Genomic DNA, 15897 nt, shown 5'->3' on the forward strand with positions numbered 1-15897 from the left:
GGTCGGCGGCGCCGGGCTCAGCGGCCCACGCCGTAAACACCCCGCGCGTCGTCGCGGATGATGCGGCCGTGGTCCAGCTCGACCACGCGGCGGCGCATGGAGTCGACGATGGAGTGGTCGTGGGTGGCCATCAGCACCGTCGTGCCGGTGCGGTTGATCCGCTCCAGCAGCAGCATGATGTCCTGGCTGGTGTCCGGGTCCAGGTTCCCGGTCGGCTCGTCGGCGAGCAGCACCAGCGGCCGGTTGACGAACGCGCGGGCGATCGCGACCCGCTGCTGCTCACCGCCGGACAGCTCGTGCGGCATCCGGTCCGCCTTGCCGTCGAGGCCGACCAGCTGCAGCACCTCGGGCACCACCTTCACGATGGTGTTGCGGGGCTTGCCGATGACTTCGAGCGCGAACGCGACGTTCTCCGCCACCGTCTTGTTGCTCAGCAGGCGGAAGTCCTGGAACACGCAGCCGATGGACTGGCGCAGGCGGGGGACCCTGCGCCGGGACATCTTGGCCACGTCGAAGTTCGACACGTACACGCGGCCCTTGCTGGGCACTTCCTCCCGCAGCAGCAGCCGCAGGAACGTGGACTTCCCGGAACCGGAAGGCCCGATGAGGAACACGAACTCGCCCTTGTCCATCTCGACCGAGACGTTGTCGAGCGCGGGACGCGCGGAGCTCTTGTAGACCTTGGACACGTGTTCGAGGCGAATCACGAGGGGCGAGTGTACTCGCGGGCCGGGTAAAGCCTCCGTCTCGCCCGCCCCTTACCCACTTCCGGGGGCTTGACCGATCAGGACTGGTGCTGCTTGCGCCAGCGGATGCCGGCCTCCAGGAAGTCGTCGATCTCGCCGTCGAGCACCGCGGACGGGTTGCCGACCTCGTGCTCGGTGCGCAGGTCCTTGACCATCTGGTAGGGGTGCAGCACGTAGGAGCGCATCTGGTTGCCCCAGCTGGAACCGGTGTCCTTGAGGGCGTCCATCTTCGCCTGCTCCTCCTGGCGCTGGCGCTCCAGCAGCTTCGCCTGCAGCACGGCCATCGCGGTGGCCTTGTTCTGCAGCTGCGAGCGCTCGTTCTGGCAGGAGACCACGATGCCGGTCGGGATGTGCGTCAGGCGCACCGCCGAGTCGGTCGTGTTGACGCCCTGGCCGCCGGGGCCGGACGAGCGGTAGACGTCGACCCGCAGGTCCTTCTCGTCGATGTCGACGTGGTCGGTCTGCTCGACCACGGGCACCACCTCGACGCCCGCGAACGACGTCTGCCGGCGGCCCTGGTTGTCGAACGGCGAGATGCGCACGAGCCGGTGGGTGCCCTGCTCGACGCTCAGCGTGCCGTAGGCGTAGGGGGCGGTGACGCGGAACGTCGCGGACTTGATGCCCGCCTCCTCCGCGTAGGAGGTGTCGAACACGTCCACGCCGTAGCCGTGGCGCTCGGCCCAGCGCGAGTACATCCGCAGCAGCATCTCGGCGAAGTCGGCCGCGTCGACGCCGCCCGCCTCGGCGCGGATGGTGACCAGCGCGTTGCGCTCATCGTACTCGCCGGACAGCAGCGTGCGGACCTCCAGCGAGGAGATCTCCTCGCGCAGCTTCGCGCGCTCGGTGTCGGCCTCGGCGAGGCTGCCCGCGTCACCCTCGTCCTCGGCCAGCTCGTACATGATCGAGAGGTCGTCCATCCGGTCGCGCAGGCCGGTGACGCGCCGCAGCTCGCCCTGCTTGTGCGAGAGCTGGCTGGTGACCCGCTGCGCCTTCTCCTGGTCGTCCCAGAGGTCCGGCCGGGCCGCCGCCTGCTCCAGCTCGGCGACCTGGGCGCGCAGCGCATCGAGGTCCATCACCGCCTCGATGCTCGAAAGCGTGGCGGAGAGGTCCTTGATGTCTGCTTCGACGTCGGGATTCACGTGCCAAGATTACGCCGGCACCGGCCGCCGAGTGCGACCGGTGGGCGCGGTTCAGGCCGTGGGGATGGCGTCGAGCAGCTTGAGCACCGCCTTGGCGTGCGCGAGGCCGAACTCGGCCACGGCCTTGGCGTAGGCGTCCTCGGCGGTCTTGACCGCCGTCCTGGCCGCCTCCTGCTCGGCGCCGTAGCGCGCGCGGGCGGAGTCCACGAGCGCCTGCCGCTGCTTGGCGGTCAGGGAGCCCGCGTGCACCAGGCGCAGGATCAACGGGCTGCGCAGGTGGTCCGGCCCCGGCTCGGAGAGCAGCCAGTTCTTGAACGCCTTCTTGCCCGCCGCGGTCAGCACGTACTGCTGGCTGGAACGGGGGCCCTGCTTGCCGAGGCGAAGCAGGCCCGCGTCGGCCAACGCGGGCAGCTCGCGGTAGACCTGGCTGCGGGTGACGCTGAAGAACGCGCCGAAGCGCTCTCCGGCCTCAGCCACGAGCTGGCCACCGGTCTTGGGTCCGTCGTGCAGCAGCCCGAGCAGGGCGGCCGCCGTAGCATTCAGGTCCGACACACCGCCAACGGTGCCACGCTCACCGGTCGCTGTCCACAATGGTCAGCCGTTCTGTCCACTGTGGCTGATCACGGGCTAGTGGAGTTGGGCCAAGCGGAGCAACGCAAAGCATCGCTGCGTAACCGCCCGCTGATCAACGCCACGCGTTCGGCCGCTTGACCGCCCTTGTCCACCCGGAGTGGAAATCCATTGGAACACAAGGGAAACCGCACTTTTGCGTTCACTCGAACGGCAGCGCGGGTCACGCGCCGCGTTCGTTCCGCCCCCGCGGGGGCCGTCCCGGATAGCACAACACGGTGATGTGCGGCTTTCGACGTGGCAAACACGTCGGGTGGTGGGACCATTACCACGGGTGTTCGTTCGCATGCGCTTGTTCGACTGGAGGTCAGCGGTGGGCATCAAATGGCAGACGGGGACGAAGGTGGTCCGCAACGCCCGCGCCTGGGCGTCCGGCACGATCCCGGAGCAGGCAGGCAAGGACGAGTGCATGGTCTGCGGCAAGCAGGTCCGCAGGCACCGCACCGTCAGCGGCGAGGGCCGGGTGTGCTCGCTCACCTGCGCCCAGTACTGGGCCGAGAACATGACCTGAGCCCGGCAAAGCGAAAGGCCCCCCGGAGTCGGAACTCCGAGGGGCCTTTCACGTAGTAGCGGGGACAGGATTTGAACCTGCGACCTCTGGGTTATGAGCCCAGCGAGCTACCGAGCTGCTCCACCCCGCGCTGCAAGGACAACTATACACGTCCCCGGAACCCCTTTTCACGGGGGTCCCCTCAACACCTCCACCGCAGCTCAACCGCCCTACGAGGGCGGAAATGCGAATGGCCCCGGAGTCGGAACTCCAGGGCCATTCACGTGGTAGCGGGGACAGGATTTGAACCTGCGACCTCTGGGTTATGAGCCCAGCGAGCTACCGAGCTGCTCCACCCCGCGCTGCATTTAGAACTCTACGCCCCTGGTCTACAGGAATGCAAATCGGGTGGCCCCGAACGTGTCCGGGGCCACCCGACGGCAATATCGGCGCAGGTCAGCCGGTCGGCGTCGGCGAGGGCTGGACCGACGACGGCGGCTGCGAGGTCGACGCGCTGGCCGTCTCGAACCTCTTCGTCGCCGCGTCCAGCGCCTCGTAGGCGCTGCCCAGCTCGGAGAAGTCACCGCTGGCGGTGGCCGCCCGCACCCGGGCCAGGGCCGACTGGATGTCCCGCACGGCCTGCTCCACCTCCGTGCCGCCCTGCTGCCCGTCACCCGGAGGGGTGGGCGTGGTGGACGGCGTGGAGGTCGGCGGCTGCTCGCCGTTGCCCGGGTCGGGCACCTGGGACGAGGCGCCGGACAGCACCTTCTCCATCGCCTCGCTCAACGTCGGCGCGTAGCCCACCTTGTCGCCGAAGCTGACCAGGACCTTGAACAGCTGCGGGAACTGGGTGTTCTGGCTGGCCCGCTCGATGTAGATGGGCTCCACGTAGAGCAGGCCACCACCCACCGGGAGGGTCAGCAGGTTGCCGTAGACGACCTTGGTCTGCCGCTGGGTGAGCAGGTTCAGCTCACCGCTGACCTCGCCGTTGGTGAGGAACGTGGTCTGGATCTGCTGTGGACCCTTGGCCTCGTTGTTGAGCGTCAGCACCTTTATCTTGCCGTAGTTGTCCGGGTCCGACCCGACTGTCACGTACGAGGCCATGAACTCGCGGTTCAGCCGCACCAGCGCGCTGGTGAGCTGGAAGCTGACCTTGTCCGAGGCGCCGGTCGGGTCGCCCGCCAGCACGTAGAACGGCGGCTGCCGGTCGCGGTGCTGCTGCACGCCCTGCTGCTGGGCCTCGACGGTGGTGGCGTTGTCGATGGTCGGGTCGGACGGCACGTCCCAGAACGAGACGCCGGAGTAGAAGTCGCGCGGGTTGTCCACGTGGTACTGCGACAGCATCTCGCGCTGGACCTTGAACAGGTCCTCCGGGTAGCGCAGGTGCTCCCTGAGCGACTGCGTCATGTCGCTGTTGGGCTTCACCGTGCCCGGGAACACGCCCATCCACGCCTTGAGCACCGGGTCCTGGGTGTCCATCTCGTACAGGGTCACGGTGCCGTCGTAGGCGTCCACAGTGGCCTTGACCGAGTTGCGGATGTAGCTGATCTCCCGGTTCGGCTGCTGCGCGACACCCGGCAGCGAGTCGTTCGTGGCGTCGCCCAGCGCCGTGCGGCGCGCGTACGGGTAGTTGTCGAGCGTGGTGTAGCCGTCGACGATCCACGTGATGCGGCCGTCGACCACGGCCGGGTACGGGTCGCCGTCCACGGTCAGCCACGGCGCCACGTTCTGCACGCGGTCGCGCGGGTTGCGGTTGAAGATGATGCGCGACTCGTCGTCGACGGCCGAGTTGAACAGGATGTTCCGCTCGCCGTACGCGGCGGCGAAGACCATCTTGTTGAACAGGCCGCCGATGCGGACGCCGCCCTGGCCTTCGTAGGTGTACTGCGAGCCGTCGGTGTCGTACTCGCCGGGCGCGCCCTCGCCGCGGCCGCCGACGATGGCGTAGTCGCCGGGCAGGCCCATCTCGCCGAAGTAGGTGCGCGGCTGCTCCACGCCGAACGGGCCGGGCTGGACCTTGCCGTCCTGGCCCACCTGCGCCACCTCGAACACCGGGTAGCCGCCGTTGCCGCCCTCGTCCGCGGGCGAGTTCACCTTGCTGGCCTCGGCGAACACCATGCCGTTGCCGTGGGTGTAGATGAGGTGCTGGTTGATCCAGTCGCGCTGGCCCTGCGGGATGCCCGCGGTGTACAGCTCGCGCACCGCGACGATGTAGTCCTGCGGCTGCCCGCTCACCTGGTACCGGTCGACGTCCAGCTTCTCCGGGAACGCGTAGAACGGCCGCAGCTGCTGGAACTGGGTGAACGTCTTGGAGATGACGGCCGGGTCGAGGAGCCGGACGTTGCCCACCGTCGCCTGGTCGTTCTTCAGCTCGTCCAGCGAGACGTTCTGCTTGCCCGCGTAGGGCACGCTCTCGACCTTGTCCTCGGTCAACCCGAAGGCCTGCCGGGTGGCGTCGATGCTGCGGCCGATGGGTTCGGCCTCCTTCTCGATGGCGTTCGGCTTCACCGAGAACTGCTCCAGCACCGCGGGCCACGCCGCGCCGACCAGGATCGAGGACAGCACCAGCAGCACGGTCGCGATCGCCGGCAGCTGCAGGTTGCGCAGCACCGCGCCCGCGAAGAACGCGATGGCGCAGAAGACCGCGATGAACAGCAGGATCAGCTTGGCGGGCAGCACCGCGTTGAGGTCGGTGTAGCTCGCGCCGTTGAACTTGCTGTTGCGCTCGGAGAACAGCAGCGTGTACCGGTCGAAGAAGTACGCGACCGCCTTGAGCAGGATGAACACGCCGGCCACGATCGCCAGGTGGGTGCGCGCGGGCCCGGACAGCTGCCCGCCGCGGCCCGCCAGCCGGATGCCGCCGAACAGGTAGTGCGCCACCACCGCGGCCACGAACGCGACGGCCGTGGCGATGAACAGCCACGACAGCAGCCAGGTGTAGAACGGCAGCTGGAAGGCGTAGAAGCCGATGTCGTGGCCGAACTCGGGGTCGCCCACGCCGAACGGGGTGGAGTTGAGGAACAGCTGGACGACCTGCCAGTCGGCCTGGGCCGAGGTGCCGGCGATGAGGCCGACGAGCACCGGCAGGCCGATGCCGAACAGCTTCATCCGCTTGCCGACCACCGCGCGGTAGCGGGCCACCGGGTCGTCGGGGCCGGACACCGGCACGAACACCGGCCGGGTGCGGTAGGAGAGGTACAGGTTCAGCGCGACGAGGCCGCCCACCAGCAGTCCGACGGCGAAGAACAACCCGAACCGGGTCGCGAGCACCGTGCCGTAGACGCTGCGGAAGCCGACCTCGCCGAACCAGAGCCAGTTGACGTAGGTGCCGAGCAGCCTTGAGCCGGTGATCAGACCGACCAGGAGCACCGCACCGACGATGAGCAGAATCCGGCTGCGACGGGACAGCCTGGGCAGTCCGACCGGGGGCCGTGTGGCCACGGGGCACGCTCCTGGATCGCGGTAGTGGCGTTTGCTGACGTTCTGTCCAACTCTACGGAGGCCGCTGAGGGTTCCCCGCCGGGTCGGTCGTTCTGATCTGATTGTCGGCTTCACCGGCGCGGATGCGACCATTGCGGGCGTGTCAGCCAGTGAAACGCCGCCCGTGGTGCTGCCCGCTGTCGCCCGCGAGGTCGAGGAGTTCGTGTCCACCGCCGGGTGGAACCAGCCGACCCAGCTGTTCGCGCTGGTCCCGACGTCGGAGCTGCTGGCCCAGCAGCCGGAGCTGGCGGGCCAGCTCGACCCGGAGACCTCGCCCCTGACCCCGATCGCGCAGGACTCGCTGCCGGACGACGAGCTGGACCGGGCGCTCGCCGGCATCGTCTGGCCCGACGTGGTGCGCGGGTGCGCGCTGGCGCAGGAGATCGTCGTGCTGCCGCCGGACGCCGAGGCCCAGCTCACCGAGCAGGAGCTGGACGACGAGGAGGCGCGCCGGTTCGCCGCCGAGCACCCCCAGCGCCGGGAGGCCCGGCTGGTGGCGGCGGTGCTGCGGGACGGCTCGGCGGCGTGCGTGCTGCGGCTGCGCGGCAGCGTGGACGTGCCCGAGGAGGTCGTGGCGCACCCCGAGCTCGCGCCGAACCTGACCAGGGCGCTGCTGGAGACGTTGAAGCCCTAGCAGCTCGGCGCGTCGCCGCCCTTGCTCAGGGACTCCAGGGACTGGACGGCGTCGTCCAGCTTCTCGACCCGGACCAGGCGCAGGCCCTCGGGGGCGTGCTGCTTGGCCTCGTCGCAGTTGCCGGCGGGCACGAGGAACACGGTGGCGCCGCCTTCGCGGGCGGCGACCATCTTGAACTGGATGCCGCCGATCCGGCCGACCTCGCCCCGGTCGTTGATCTCGCCGGTGCCCGCGACGGACTGGCCGCCGTTCAGCTCGCCCGGGGTGAGCTTGTCGACGATCGACAGCGCGAACAGCAGGCCCGCGGACGGGCCGCCGACGTCGCTCAGGCTGATCTTGATCTCGAACGGGACGTCCGCGCGGTCCAGCGGCAGCACGCCGAGGAAGCCCGTCTCCCGGCCCTCGGTGCGGCCGAGGGTGACGGTGGCGGTCTTGCGCTCGGTCCCGCGCTGGAACGTCAGCTCGACCGCGTCGCCGGGCTTGGTGCTCTCCAGCGCGGCGCGCACGTCGTCGGCACTGGCGATCGGCTTGCCGTTGACCTCCAGCAGCCGGTCGTCCGGCTCCAGGACGCTGTCGGCCGCGGTGTCCTTGGTGATCTCGGCGGCGACGACCTTCATCGGGTAGTCGAGGTAGCTCAGCGCGGCGACCTCGGCGCTGCTCTGCGAGTCCTTGAACGCCTTCACGTTCTGGTCGCGGACCTCCTGCTCCGACTCGCCGGGCCGGAAGAACTCCTCGCGCGGCGCGAGCGCGTACCGGCCGCTGATCCACAGGCCGAGCGCGCCGAACAGCGACACGTCGTCGGTGAGCGACACCGTCGTCATGGTGAGCCTGCCGCCGGTCGGGAACGTCTCCTGGCCATCGACCGAGACCACGTCGCCGCCGTCGACCTGGCCCAGCGTGTCGTAGGTCGGCCCGGGGCCGAGGGCGACGTAGGGCACCCGGGCGAACCCGCCGAGCAACCCGAGCGCCAGCACGACCGCGAGGCTGACCACGAGGGTCCACGTCCGCCGGGTGAGGCCGCGCCGAGGCGCGTGCGGTGGGGTCGGTGCCTGGTCCACGGCGGTGTCGGTGCCTTCGGTCACGCCCGACAGGGTACGACCACGGCGTCACGCTGCCGGCGAACCGGTCCCACGCGGGGTGCCCGTGCCGCGTACCGTGGACCCATGAGTGACCTGCCCTTCGGGTTCGGCCCGCAGGACCCCGACGACCGCAACCGCAAACCCGGGGACCAGGGGGAGAATCCCTTCGACTTCAACCAGCTCGGCGCGATGCTGAGCCAGCTCGGTGCGATGTTCAGCAACTCGGGCACGTCGTCCGGGCCGGTCAACTACGACCTGGCGAAGCAGATCGCCCTCCAGCAGCTCGCCGGCGCCGGCGGCCCGAGCATCGGGTTCACCCCGGACCAGAACAGCGCCGTGACCGACGCCGTGCACCTGGCGGAGATGTGGCTCGACCCGGTGACGGCGCTGCCCGCCGGCTCGCGCACGACGCAGGGCTGGAGCGCGCGCGACTGGGTGGAGCGCACGCTGCCGACGTGGCAGCGGCTGTGCGACCCGGTGGCCCGGCGCGTGTCCGGCGCCTGGGTCGAGGCGATGCCCGCCGAGGCGAAGGAGGCCGCCGGCCCGCTGCTGTCGATGCTCGGGCAGATGGGCGGCATGGCGTTCGGCTCGCAGCTGGGCGGCGCGCTGGCGCAGCTCGGCGCGGAGGTGCTGACCTCGACCGACGTCGGCCTGCCGCTCGGGCCCGAGGGCACCGCGGCGCTGCTGCCGGCGAACATCGAGAAGTTCACCGAGGGCCTGGAGCGGCCCGCCAGCGAGGTGCTGGTGTTCCTGGCCGCCCGCGAGGCGGCGCACCAGCGGCTGTTCAGCCACGTGCCGTGGCTGCGGCAGCGGCTGCTGGACACGGTGGAGGAGTTCGCCCGCGGCATCACCGTCGACACGTCGGCGCTGGAGCAGCTGGCCGGGCAGATCGACCCGGCGAACCCGGCGAGCATCGAAGAGGCGATGAAGTCGGGGATGCTCGAACCCCAGACCACGCCCGAGCAGAAGGCCGCGCTGACCCGCCTGGAGACGCTGCTGGCCCTGGTCGAGGGCTGGGTGGACGTGGTGGTGAACGAGGCGGTCGGCGAGCGGCTGCCCGGCGCCGAGGCGCTGCGGGAGACGCTGCGCAGGCGGCGCGCGTCCGGCGGTCCGGCGGAGCAGACGTTCGCCACGCTGGTCGGCCTGGAGCTGCGGCCGCGCCGGCACCGCTCGGCGGCGGCGCTGTGGAAGCTGCTGACCGACCAGCACGGCGTCGAGCAGCGGGACGGCGTGTGGGACCACCCCGACCTGGTGCCCACGGCGGAGGACCTGGACGACCCGATGGAGTTCGCCGAGCGGTTCGGCCGGACGCGCAAGGCGCTGGAAGACCCGATGGCCGAGCTGGAGCGGACGCTCCGCGCGGAGGACGGCGAGGGCGCGGAGACCGACAAGGGTTCGGACGACAAGGGCCCGGAGGGCAAGACCGGGGAGTAGGCCCCGGTCAGTCCTCCTCGGTGATCCCCAGGCCCGCCGCGGCCGAGATGCCCTCCAGGTACCCGATGGCCCGCTCGGCCTTCGGGTACCTGTGCACGAGCAGCCAGAAGTCCTTGCCGTGGCCGGGCACGGTCAGGTGCGCCAGCTCGTGCACCAGCACGTAGTCGAGCACCCACGCGGGCACGTCGCGCAGCCGTTCGCTGATCCGGATCGTGCCCTCGCTCGGCGTGCACGACGCCCACCTCGTGCGCATCGGCGGCACCCACCGCACGCTGCTCGGCAGCACGCCGTCCAGGTACTTCCCGGCCAGCTCCTCGCACCGGGCCAGCAGGGCGGCGTCGGACGTGCGCGTCGGCGAGCGCCGGCGGGTCTCGCTGCGCTGCAGGCGGCTCAGCATCTCCGCCACCCAGTGCTTCTCCTCGCTCTTGCTCATGCGGGCCGGCAGCAGGACCACGACCGTGTCCCCCTCGCGGTACGCGCTCACCATGCGACGGCGCCGGGCGCTGCGCCGCACCTCCACCTGCGGTTCGGGCATGGCGTTCACGGTAAGGCCAGGGACCGACAATCCGCGGCGGCCAAGCGGCGGTCCGTGCGGGGGCGTGCCGGAAGGTTCCTCCGAAAGGCGGCTGGACACGCTCGACGCGGCGTGCAGCGGAGGCGCGTTCCCGGAGGTAGCGTTCAGCGCAACCCCCGAGTGTGGCGCAGATCGCCCCGCACTCTCGAAACAAGGGAGGAAGCCGTGGCCGAGACCTACAACGGCTACTGCGTCAAGTGCCGTGAGAAGCGGGACTTCACGGGCGAGGTGCACGAGAGCAACAACCGCAGGATGGCCAAGGGCAAGTGCCCGGTCTGCGGTACCACGGTGACCCGGATCCTCGGCAAGGCGAAGGTCTGATCGCGGGCGGGTGGCCGGGCTCCCGGAGTGCGCGCCCGGCCGCCCGTCAAGCCCCCGATGGTCCCCTGTGGACAAATCCGAAGCCTGTGGACAGGCATTTTGCCGTTCCGGCCGACGCGGGCAGGCTGCCGGTGTGGACCTACCCAACCGCCCGAGGGTGTTGCCCGGGCTGCCGCTGCTGCGCCGCCGGGACGACGTGGTGCAGATCGGGACCGACCCCCGGCACGCCATGCTGGTCGAGGACGTGCCCGAGCCCATGGCGTCCGCCCTGCTCGACCTCAACGGCGAGCACACCCTCTCCGACCTGCGTGAACGCCTCGCCGGGCACGGCGATCAGGCGGCCGAGTTCACCGGTGTGCTGCACGGGCTGGCGCAGGCCGGGCTGGTCGAGGAGTCCGTGCCGGCGCCGCACCCCCGGCTGGTCGCCGAGGTGACCGGGTGGGCGCTGCGGACCCGTCGCCGCGCCGTGGGGCTGCCCGCCGCCCGTGCCGCCGCGTCCGTCGTCGTGCACGGTGAAGGCCGGCTCGCCGTGACGGTCGCCGCCCTCCTGGCCGCCTCTGGAGTGGCACACGTTCGGGTGGTAGCGCGTGGCCGGGTCGGGCCTGAGGACACCGGATCGGGTTACACCGAGGCGGACGTCGGCAGGCCGCGCGCGGAGGCGGCCCGGGACGCCGTGCGGCGGGCGTGCCCGACCGTGCGGCCGGTGGGGCGCGGCGTGGACCTGGTGGTGCTGGCCGACGCGCTGGTGCCCGCCCCGGAGCTGCTGCACCAGCTCGTCGCCGACGGCACGCCGCACCTGGCCGTGCGGGTGCGGGAGGGGCTCGGCGTGGTGGGGCCGCTCGTCGTGCCTGGTCGGAGCAGCTGCCTGAGGTGCGCGGACCGGCACCGGGCCGACGCGGACCCGGCGTGGCCGCTGATCGCCGCGCAGCTGGTCGACCGGGCGCAGCAGGCCGACCTGGCCACCGTCACGGCCACCGCCGGGGTCGCCGTCGGGCAGGCGCTGCTGGCGCTCGACCGCTCGGAACCCGCCGTGACCAGGCCGCCGACCTGGGACGCGACGCTGGAGGTGGACGCGTTCACCGGGGTGGTCGAGCACCGGATCGCGCCGGTGCACCCGCGCTGCGAGTGCCGTCACGCGAGGTGAACCACCCTCAGGGTGGGCTGTGTAGGTTCTGTGGGAGAGGCGTGAACCACTGCGAACACGTGAACCGGCGGAGGAGAATCACCGGGTGAGCGAGATCCCGCGCAAGGCCGTGCAGCGCACCGCCAAGCTGGCCAGCCTCCCGCTCGGGGTGGCCGGCCGGGTGGTGGGCGGCTGGGGCAAGCGCTTGGCAGGCCGCAGCTCCGAGGAGGTCAGCGCCGAGGTGTCGGCGAAGACCGCGGAGCAGGTGTTCGCGGTGCTCGGGCAGCTCAAGGGCGGCGCGATGAAGTTCGGCCAGGCCCTGAGCGTGTTCGAGGCGGCGGTGCCGGACGAGCTGGCCGAGCCGTACCGCGAGGCGTTGACCAAGCTCCAGACCGCCGCGCCGCCGATGCCCGCGCGCACCGTGCACCGGGTGCTGGCCGAGCAGCTGGGCTCGGGGTGGGCGAAGCGGTTCACGTCGTTCGACGACTCCCCCGCCGCGTCGGCGAGCATCGGGCAGGTGCACCGGGCGGTGTGGCACGACGGCCGCGACGTGGCGGTCAAGGTGCAGTACCCCGGCGCCGACGAGGCGTTGCAGAGCGACCTGAACACCCTGCTGCGGTTCAGCCGGGTGCTGCAGGCGGTCGTGCCGGGCGCCGAGGTCAAGCCGCTGCTGGAGGAGCTGCGCGACCGGTACCTGGAGGAGCTGGACTACCGGACCGAGGCGACCAACCAGCGGGTGTTCGCCAAGGCGTTCGACGGCGACGACCGGGTGCTGGTGCCGCGGGTGGTGGCCAGCTCGCCGAAGGTCATGGTGACCGAGTGGACCGACGGGACGCCGCTGTCGAAGATCATCCGCGAGGGTGGGCGGGACGAGCGCGACCTGGCCGGGCAGCTGCTGTCGGAGTTCCACTTCTCCGCGCCCAGCCGGTCCGGGCTGCTGCACGCCGACCCGCACCCCGGCAACTTCATGCTCGGCGCGGACGGCCGGTTGCGCGTGCTCGACTTCGGCGCCGTCGCCCGGCTGCCGGAGGGGCTGCCCAGGACGCTCGGCCTGATGACCAGGCTGGCGCTCGACGGCCGGTCCAACGACCTGGTGGAACTGCTCCGGTCCGAGCACTTCATCCGGCCGGGGACGGAGCTGCGCGAGGAGGACGTGCTGAACTACCTGGCGCCGTTCGTCGAGCCGCTGCGGGCGGAGACGTTCCACTTCACCCGCCGGTGGCTGCAGCAGCAGGCCGAGCGCGTCGGCGACCTCCGCAGCCCGGACTCGCAGACCGGCAGGTCGCTGAACCTGCCCCCGCAGTACCTGCTCATCCACAGGGTGACGCTCGGCGCGACCGGCATCCTCTGCCAGCTCGACGCGAACGTGCGGGCCAGGGCCATCGTCGCCCGCTGGCAACCGGGCTTCGACGACTGAGTTGTCCACAGCCCGCCCACTTGTCCACAGATCACGAACACCCCGTGGCAGTCTTCCGGCGCCCGCCGGAGGATCGACCCCATGACCCCAGTGATCAAAGCGTCGGACCTGAAGGCCGCGGGCGTGCCCGCCCACGTCATCGACCTGAAGTGCCGCCCCGGCGGCCCCTGGCAGCGCATCCTGCCGGGCGTCCTCCTGCTCGGCGCCGCGCCGCCGACCCGTGACCAGCGCCTGCGCGCGGCCCTGGCCTACGCGGGCCCCCGCGCCGTGGTGACCGGCATCGACGCGCTGCGGGCCCACGGTTTGCGGTCACTACCGCCCCCGCCCCGCATACACCTGCTCCAACCGGCCGCCACCCGCCGCTCGTGCCCCGACCACGTGCTGGTGGAGCGCACCACCAGACCACCGGCCGTGGTCCGGCGATCCGGCCTGCCCCTGGCCGAACCGACCCGTGCCGTCCTCGACGCCGCCCGCCACGAGCCGGACGCCCTGCGCCAGCACCACCTGCTCGCCACCGCGGTGCGCGAGGGCCTGTGCACCGTCCGGGGGCTGACGGCGGAGCTGAACGCGGGCAGCAAACGCGGCACCGCGACGCCGAGATCGGCCCTGAAGCTCCTCTCCACCCTCCTCCGCCAACCACAACCGCCGACCACAAGCGCCGACCGACCGCCACCACTGACCACAGCCCCTGCCCGCCTCCGCTGACCTCCACCACTGACCGCCACCACTGACCGCCGCGCAGTCGTCCGCCCACAGCAGCACCCGGCACGCGCCAGTGCGCCAGCATCGCCCCGAGCACCCGCCACCGCGCACCCGCCACCAGGCACCCGCCACCGGCCACCGGGCACCGGGCACCCCGAGCCCACGCCCCACACCCACCCGACCCGGCTTGGCTCACCCCTGCTCGGCCCGCCCCGACCTGGTCCCGACTCGCCCCCGGAACCGGCCTCAACCAGACCAGTACTCCGAAGGGAGCTTGCCCTCGATGTCCCGCACGTGCGCCCGCGCGCACACGTGGCACAACCACTGGTCGACCCCGCGCTCCCGCTCCCGCACCCAGGCCAGCAGCTGGGCCGGGTCCGTGACGGACGACCGAGTCCGCCCGCAGCGGGCGCACACCTCGCTCACGGCTTGCGACCGAGGTGGACGGTGTTGGCCGTCAGCAGGAACACGTCATCGCGCAACCCCAGGAAGGAGGGGTCCTGTGGATCGAGCAGCTTCCTGACCGTGCGCCGGTCGGCGGGGTGGAGCAGGTCGCCGGCGACCTGCTCGTGCCACTTCAGCTGGTCCACCGCCCAGTCGCGCACCGCCTGCCCCGGCGGCGCCGGGTGGTCGACCAGGTAGCTGAACGCGGTCACGTCCACCAGTCCGGCGTCGGCGAGCACGGTGTTCCAGCCGCCGGGCATCCGGGTCTCGCCCCCGGTGTCCTCCCGCATCCGCGAGAACCACTGGGCGCGCGCCGCGGTCAGCCGGTTCTGCAACCCGGGCTCACCGATCCCGAGGTCGAACGGCAGGAACTTGCCGTCCAGCCCGCCCTCGGCGAGCGCCAGCCAACCGCCGGGCACCAGGGCCTCGGCCAACCCGAACACAGCCGCACGTTGATCAGGGAGGTGGTGCACGACGTTCGACGCCCACACCAAGTGGGCCGGCCCGGCGATCCCGACCGGCCGCTCGGTCGCGAGGTCGGCGAGCACCGGCCGGACGCGCACGGTCGCCGTGGTGGTGTCCGCCTCGTAGCTGGCCGCGGCACGGGCCGCGCCGGCGGCGGCGTCCAGCAGCTCGGGCGTGGCGTCGACCAGGACGACGGTGCCACCGCCCCGGGCGGTCAGCGCCTCGACCAGGGCCACGCTCATCCCGCCGGAACCGCTGCCGACGTCGAGCACGGTCGGGTTGTCGGGCAGGGTGCGCACGAGTCTGCGCGCGACCACGCGCCGCGCCTCGGCGTCCAGCTCGTCGACCTGCCGCAGCGAGGTCAGCCGGGACGCCCAGTCGATGCCGTCATGGGTGTGGGCGTGGGTGTGGGCGTGGGCATGGTGGTGAGAGTGAGCGGCCACACGCCGAACCGTACCTACGGGATGTCGGACCTTCCCACCGGAACACCCCTCGGCCGACCGCGAGCGGGTACGCCGAGGCCCGCCGGCCCCGTCATGGGACGGGAGCGGCGGGCCGGGGCGTGCATCAGAGCGCGTGGGCCTTCAGGGCCGCCCTGCGCTGGGCCCATCCGGCCAGCCGACGCCACCTGCGGGCGACGACGAGCCGGTGGGCCAGCCGATGCTGTCGCGCGAATATCTCCGCGTCATGCATTCGGGATCTGGCGAGGTTTTCTTCGAGCAGCATGGGGTTCCCCTTGGGGTTGGCTTCGATGAGCATCGCTTCGTCTGCGGTCGATCGGTACGTGGTCACGCGGCGGCCTCCTGGTCGTTAGCCCCCCGGACAACGGTCGCGGCGGGCGCCGCGGGAACAACGGGTGCTGCGTCCTTGCGCGGGCGCCCACGGGGACGCTTCCGCGCGATCACAGCTCCGCGCTCGAAGATCTCGCCGCCCCAGACCCCCCAGGGCTCGTGGCGAGCGATCGCACCGGCCAGGCACTCCGCGATGACCGGACAGGTGGCGCAGAACCGCTTCGCCTCCTCCAGCTCCGCCGGCGCGTCGGCGAACCACAGGTCCGGGTTGTTGGTGCGGCAAGGAAGTTCCAAGCCGGCGTCGGGCGCGGTGTCGATCAAGGTGGCGACACCCGCTCCGGCGAGCTCCGACTCGGTGGACAACGTCCCGTTTATGGGGACGGTCGCGGTCAACATCAGGTGGACTCCTGTCAAGGGTCTTGCACGGG

The 15897-nt window shown here is 71.5% G+C and carries 17 protein-coding genes and 2 tRNA genes; 7 read left to right on the forward strand and 12 right to left on the reverse strand.

Features of this window, described 5'->3' with window-relative positions:
- Positions 1–17: 17 nt before the first annotated feature.
- From ftsE to AB0F89_RS01935, 3 genes are all read right to left on the reverse strand, one after another.
- Positions 18–707 (reverse strand): cell division ATP-binding protein FtsE, encoded by a 690-nt coding sequence (gene ftsE, locus AB0F89_RS01925; RefSeq protein WP_360797428.1) that lies wholly within the window; start codon positions 705–707, stop codon positions 18–20.
- 77 nt (positions 708–784) lie between these two features.
- Positions 785–1885 carry a peptide chain release factor 2 gene (prfB, locus tag AB0F89_RS01930; RefSeq protein ID WP_367131928.1) on the reverse strand — a complete coding sequence of 367 codons (1101 nt, stop codon included), beginning with the start codon at positions 1883–1885 and terminating at the stop codon, positions 785–787.
- A 51-nt stretch (positions 1886–1936) separates the two neighbouring features.
- The gene (locus AB0F89_RS01935; RefSeq protein ID WP_367131930.1) at positions 1937–2437 is read right to left on the reverse strand and encodes a PadR family transcriptional regulator; all 501 of its coding nucleotides are present in this window, start codon (positions 2435–2437) and stop codon (positions 1937–1939) included.
- A 391-nt stretch (positions 2438–2828) separates the two neighbouring features.
- Here AB0F89_RS01935 and AB0F89_RS01940 point away from each other — a divergent pair, with 391 nt between their 5' ends.
- Positions 2829–3026, forward strand: a complete 198-nt coding sequence (locus AB0F89_RS01940) for a hypothetical protein (protein WP_367131932.1) — start codon at positions 2829–2831, stop codon at positions 3024–3026.
- A gap of 56 nt (positions 3027–3082) precedes the next feature.
- Here the strand turns inward: AB0F89_RS01940 and AB0F89_RS01945 are convergent.
- The 3 genes from AB0F89_RS01945 to AB0F89_RS01955 form a co-directional block, all read right to left on the reverse strand.
- Positions 3083–3156 (reverse strand) — tRNA-Met (locus tag AB0F89_RS01945).
- A gap of 134 nt (positions 3157–3290) precedes the next feature.
- Positions 3291–3367, reverse strand: a tRNA-Met gene (locus AB0F89_RS01950).
- A 94-nt stretch (positions 3368–3461) separates the two neighbouring features.
- Complete coding sequence (locus tag AB0F89_RS01955; RefSeq protein WP_367131934.1) at positions 3462–6446, reverse strand: UPF0182 family protein; 2985 nt, start codon at positions 6444–6446, stop codon at positions 3462–3464.
- 130 nt (positions 6447–6576) lie between these two features.
- Between AB0F89_RS01955 and AB0F89_RS01960 the strand changes: the two genes are divergently transcribed.
- Positions 6577–7119, forward strand: a complete 543-nt coding sequence (locus AB0F89_RS01960; RefSeq protein WP_367138654.1) for a PPA1309 family protein — start codon at positions 6577–6579, stop codon at positions 7117–7119.
- On the opposite strand, the gene AB0F89_RS01965 is transcribed toward AB0F89_RS01960, so the two are convergent.
- Positions 7116–8201 carry a PDZ domain-containing protein gene (locus AB0F89_RS01965; protein WP_367131936.1) on the reverse strand — a complete coding sequence of 362 codons (1086 nt, stop codon included), beginning with the start codon at positions 8199–8201 and terminating at the stop codon, positions 7116–7118. The two genes, AB0F89_RS01960 and AB0F89_RS01965, sit on opposite strands and share 4 nt — an antisense overlap.
- Positions 8202–8282: 81 nt before the next feature.
- Here AB0F89_RS01965 and AB0F89_RS01970 point away from each other — a divergent pair, with 81 nt between their 5' ends.
- Positions 8283–9632: a zinc-dependent metalloprotease gene (locus tag AB0F89_RS01970; RefSeq protein ID WP_367131938.1), complete on the forward strand. Its 1350-nt coding sequence runs from the start codon at positions 8283–8285 to the stop codon at positions 9630–9632.
- A 7-nt stretch (positions 9633–9639) separates the two neighbouring features.
- Here AB0F89_RS01970 and AB0F89_RS01975 read toward each other — a convergent pair whose 3' ends face one another.
- Positions 9640–10167, reverse strand: a complete 528-nt coding sequence (locus tag AB0F89_RS01975; protein ID WP_367131940.1) for a M48 family metallopeptidase — start codon at positions 10165–10167, stop codon at positions 9640–9642.
- Positions 10168–10371: 204 nt separating this feature from the next.
- Between AB0F89_RS01975 and AB0F89_RS01980 the strand changes: the two genes are divergently transcribed.
- From AB0F89_RS01980 to AB0F89_RS01995, 4 genes are all read left to right on the forward strand, one after another.
- Positions 10372–10527 carry a DUF5679 domain-containing protein gene (locus AB0F89_RS01980; RefSeq protein WP_015098458.1) on the forward strand — a complete coding sequence of 52 codons (156 nt, stop codon included), beginning with the start codon at positions 10372–10374 and terminating at the stop codon, positions 10525–10527.
- A 133-nt stretch (positions 10528–10660) separates the two neighbouring features.
- Positions 10661–11671, forward strand: a complete 1011-nt coding sequence (locus AB0F89_RS01985) for a ThiF family adenylyltransferase (protein WP_367131943.1) — start codon at positions 10661–10663, stop codon at positions 11669–11671.
- An 85-nt stretch (positions 11672–11756) separates the two neighbouring features.
- Complete coding sequence (locus AB0F89_RS01990; RefSeq protein WP_367131945.1) at positions 11757–13067, forward strand: ABC1 kinase family protein; 1311 nt, start codon at positions 11757–11759, stop codon at positions 13065–13067.
- A gap of 81 nt (positions 13068–13148) precedes the next feature.
- Complete coding sequence (locus AB0F89_RS01995; protein ID WP_367131947.1) at positions 13149–13772, forward strand: hypothetical protein; 624 nt, start codon at positions 13149–13151, stop codon at positions 13770–13772.
- Between the two features lie 243 nt (positions 13773–14015).
- Here AB0F89_RS01995 and AB0F89_RS02000 read toward each other — a convergent pair whose 3' ends face one another.
- The 4 genes from AB0F89_RS02000 to AB0F89_RS02015 form a co-directional block, all read right to left on the reverse strand.
- Positions 14016–14195 (reverse strand): hypothetical protein, encoded by a 180-nt coding sequence (locus tag AB0F89_RS02000; protein ID WP_367131949.1) that lies wholly within the window; start codon positions 14193–14195, stop codon positions 14016–14018.
- Positions 14192–15121 carry a trans-aconitate 2-methyltransferase gene (locus AB0F89_RS02005; RefSeq protein WP_367131951.1) on the reverse strand — a complete coding sequence of 310 codons (930 nt, stop codon included), beginning with the start codon at positions 15119–15121 and terminating at the stop codon, positions 14192–14194. Before AB0F89_RS02005 ends, AB0F89_RS02000 begins: the two co-directional genes overlap by 4 nt.
- A gap of 124 nt (positions 15122–15245) precedes the next feature.
- On the reverse strand, positions 15246–15470 hold the full coding sequence (locus tag AB0F89_RS02010; protein WP_367131953.1) for a hypothetical protein: 225 nt from the start codon (positions 15468–15470) through the stop codon (positions 15246–15248).
- On the reverse strand, positions 15467–15865 hold the full coding sequence (locus tag AB0F89_RS02015; protein ID WP_367131955.1) for a WhiB family transcriptional regulator: 399 nt from the start codon (positions 15863–15865) through the stop codon (positions 15467–15469). Before AB0F89_RS02015 ends, AB0F89_RS02010 begins: the two co-directional genes overlap by 4 nt.
- Between the last annotated feature and the right edge of the window lie 32 nt (positions 15866–15897).

It is taken from the genome of Saccharothrix sp. HUAS TT1, from assembly GCF_040744945.1.
Taxonomy (GTDB): domain Bacteria; phylum Actinomycetota; class Actinomycetes; order Mycobacteriales; family Pseudonocardiaceae; genus Actinosynnema.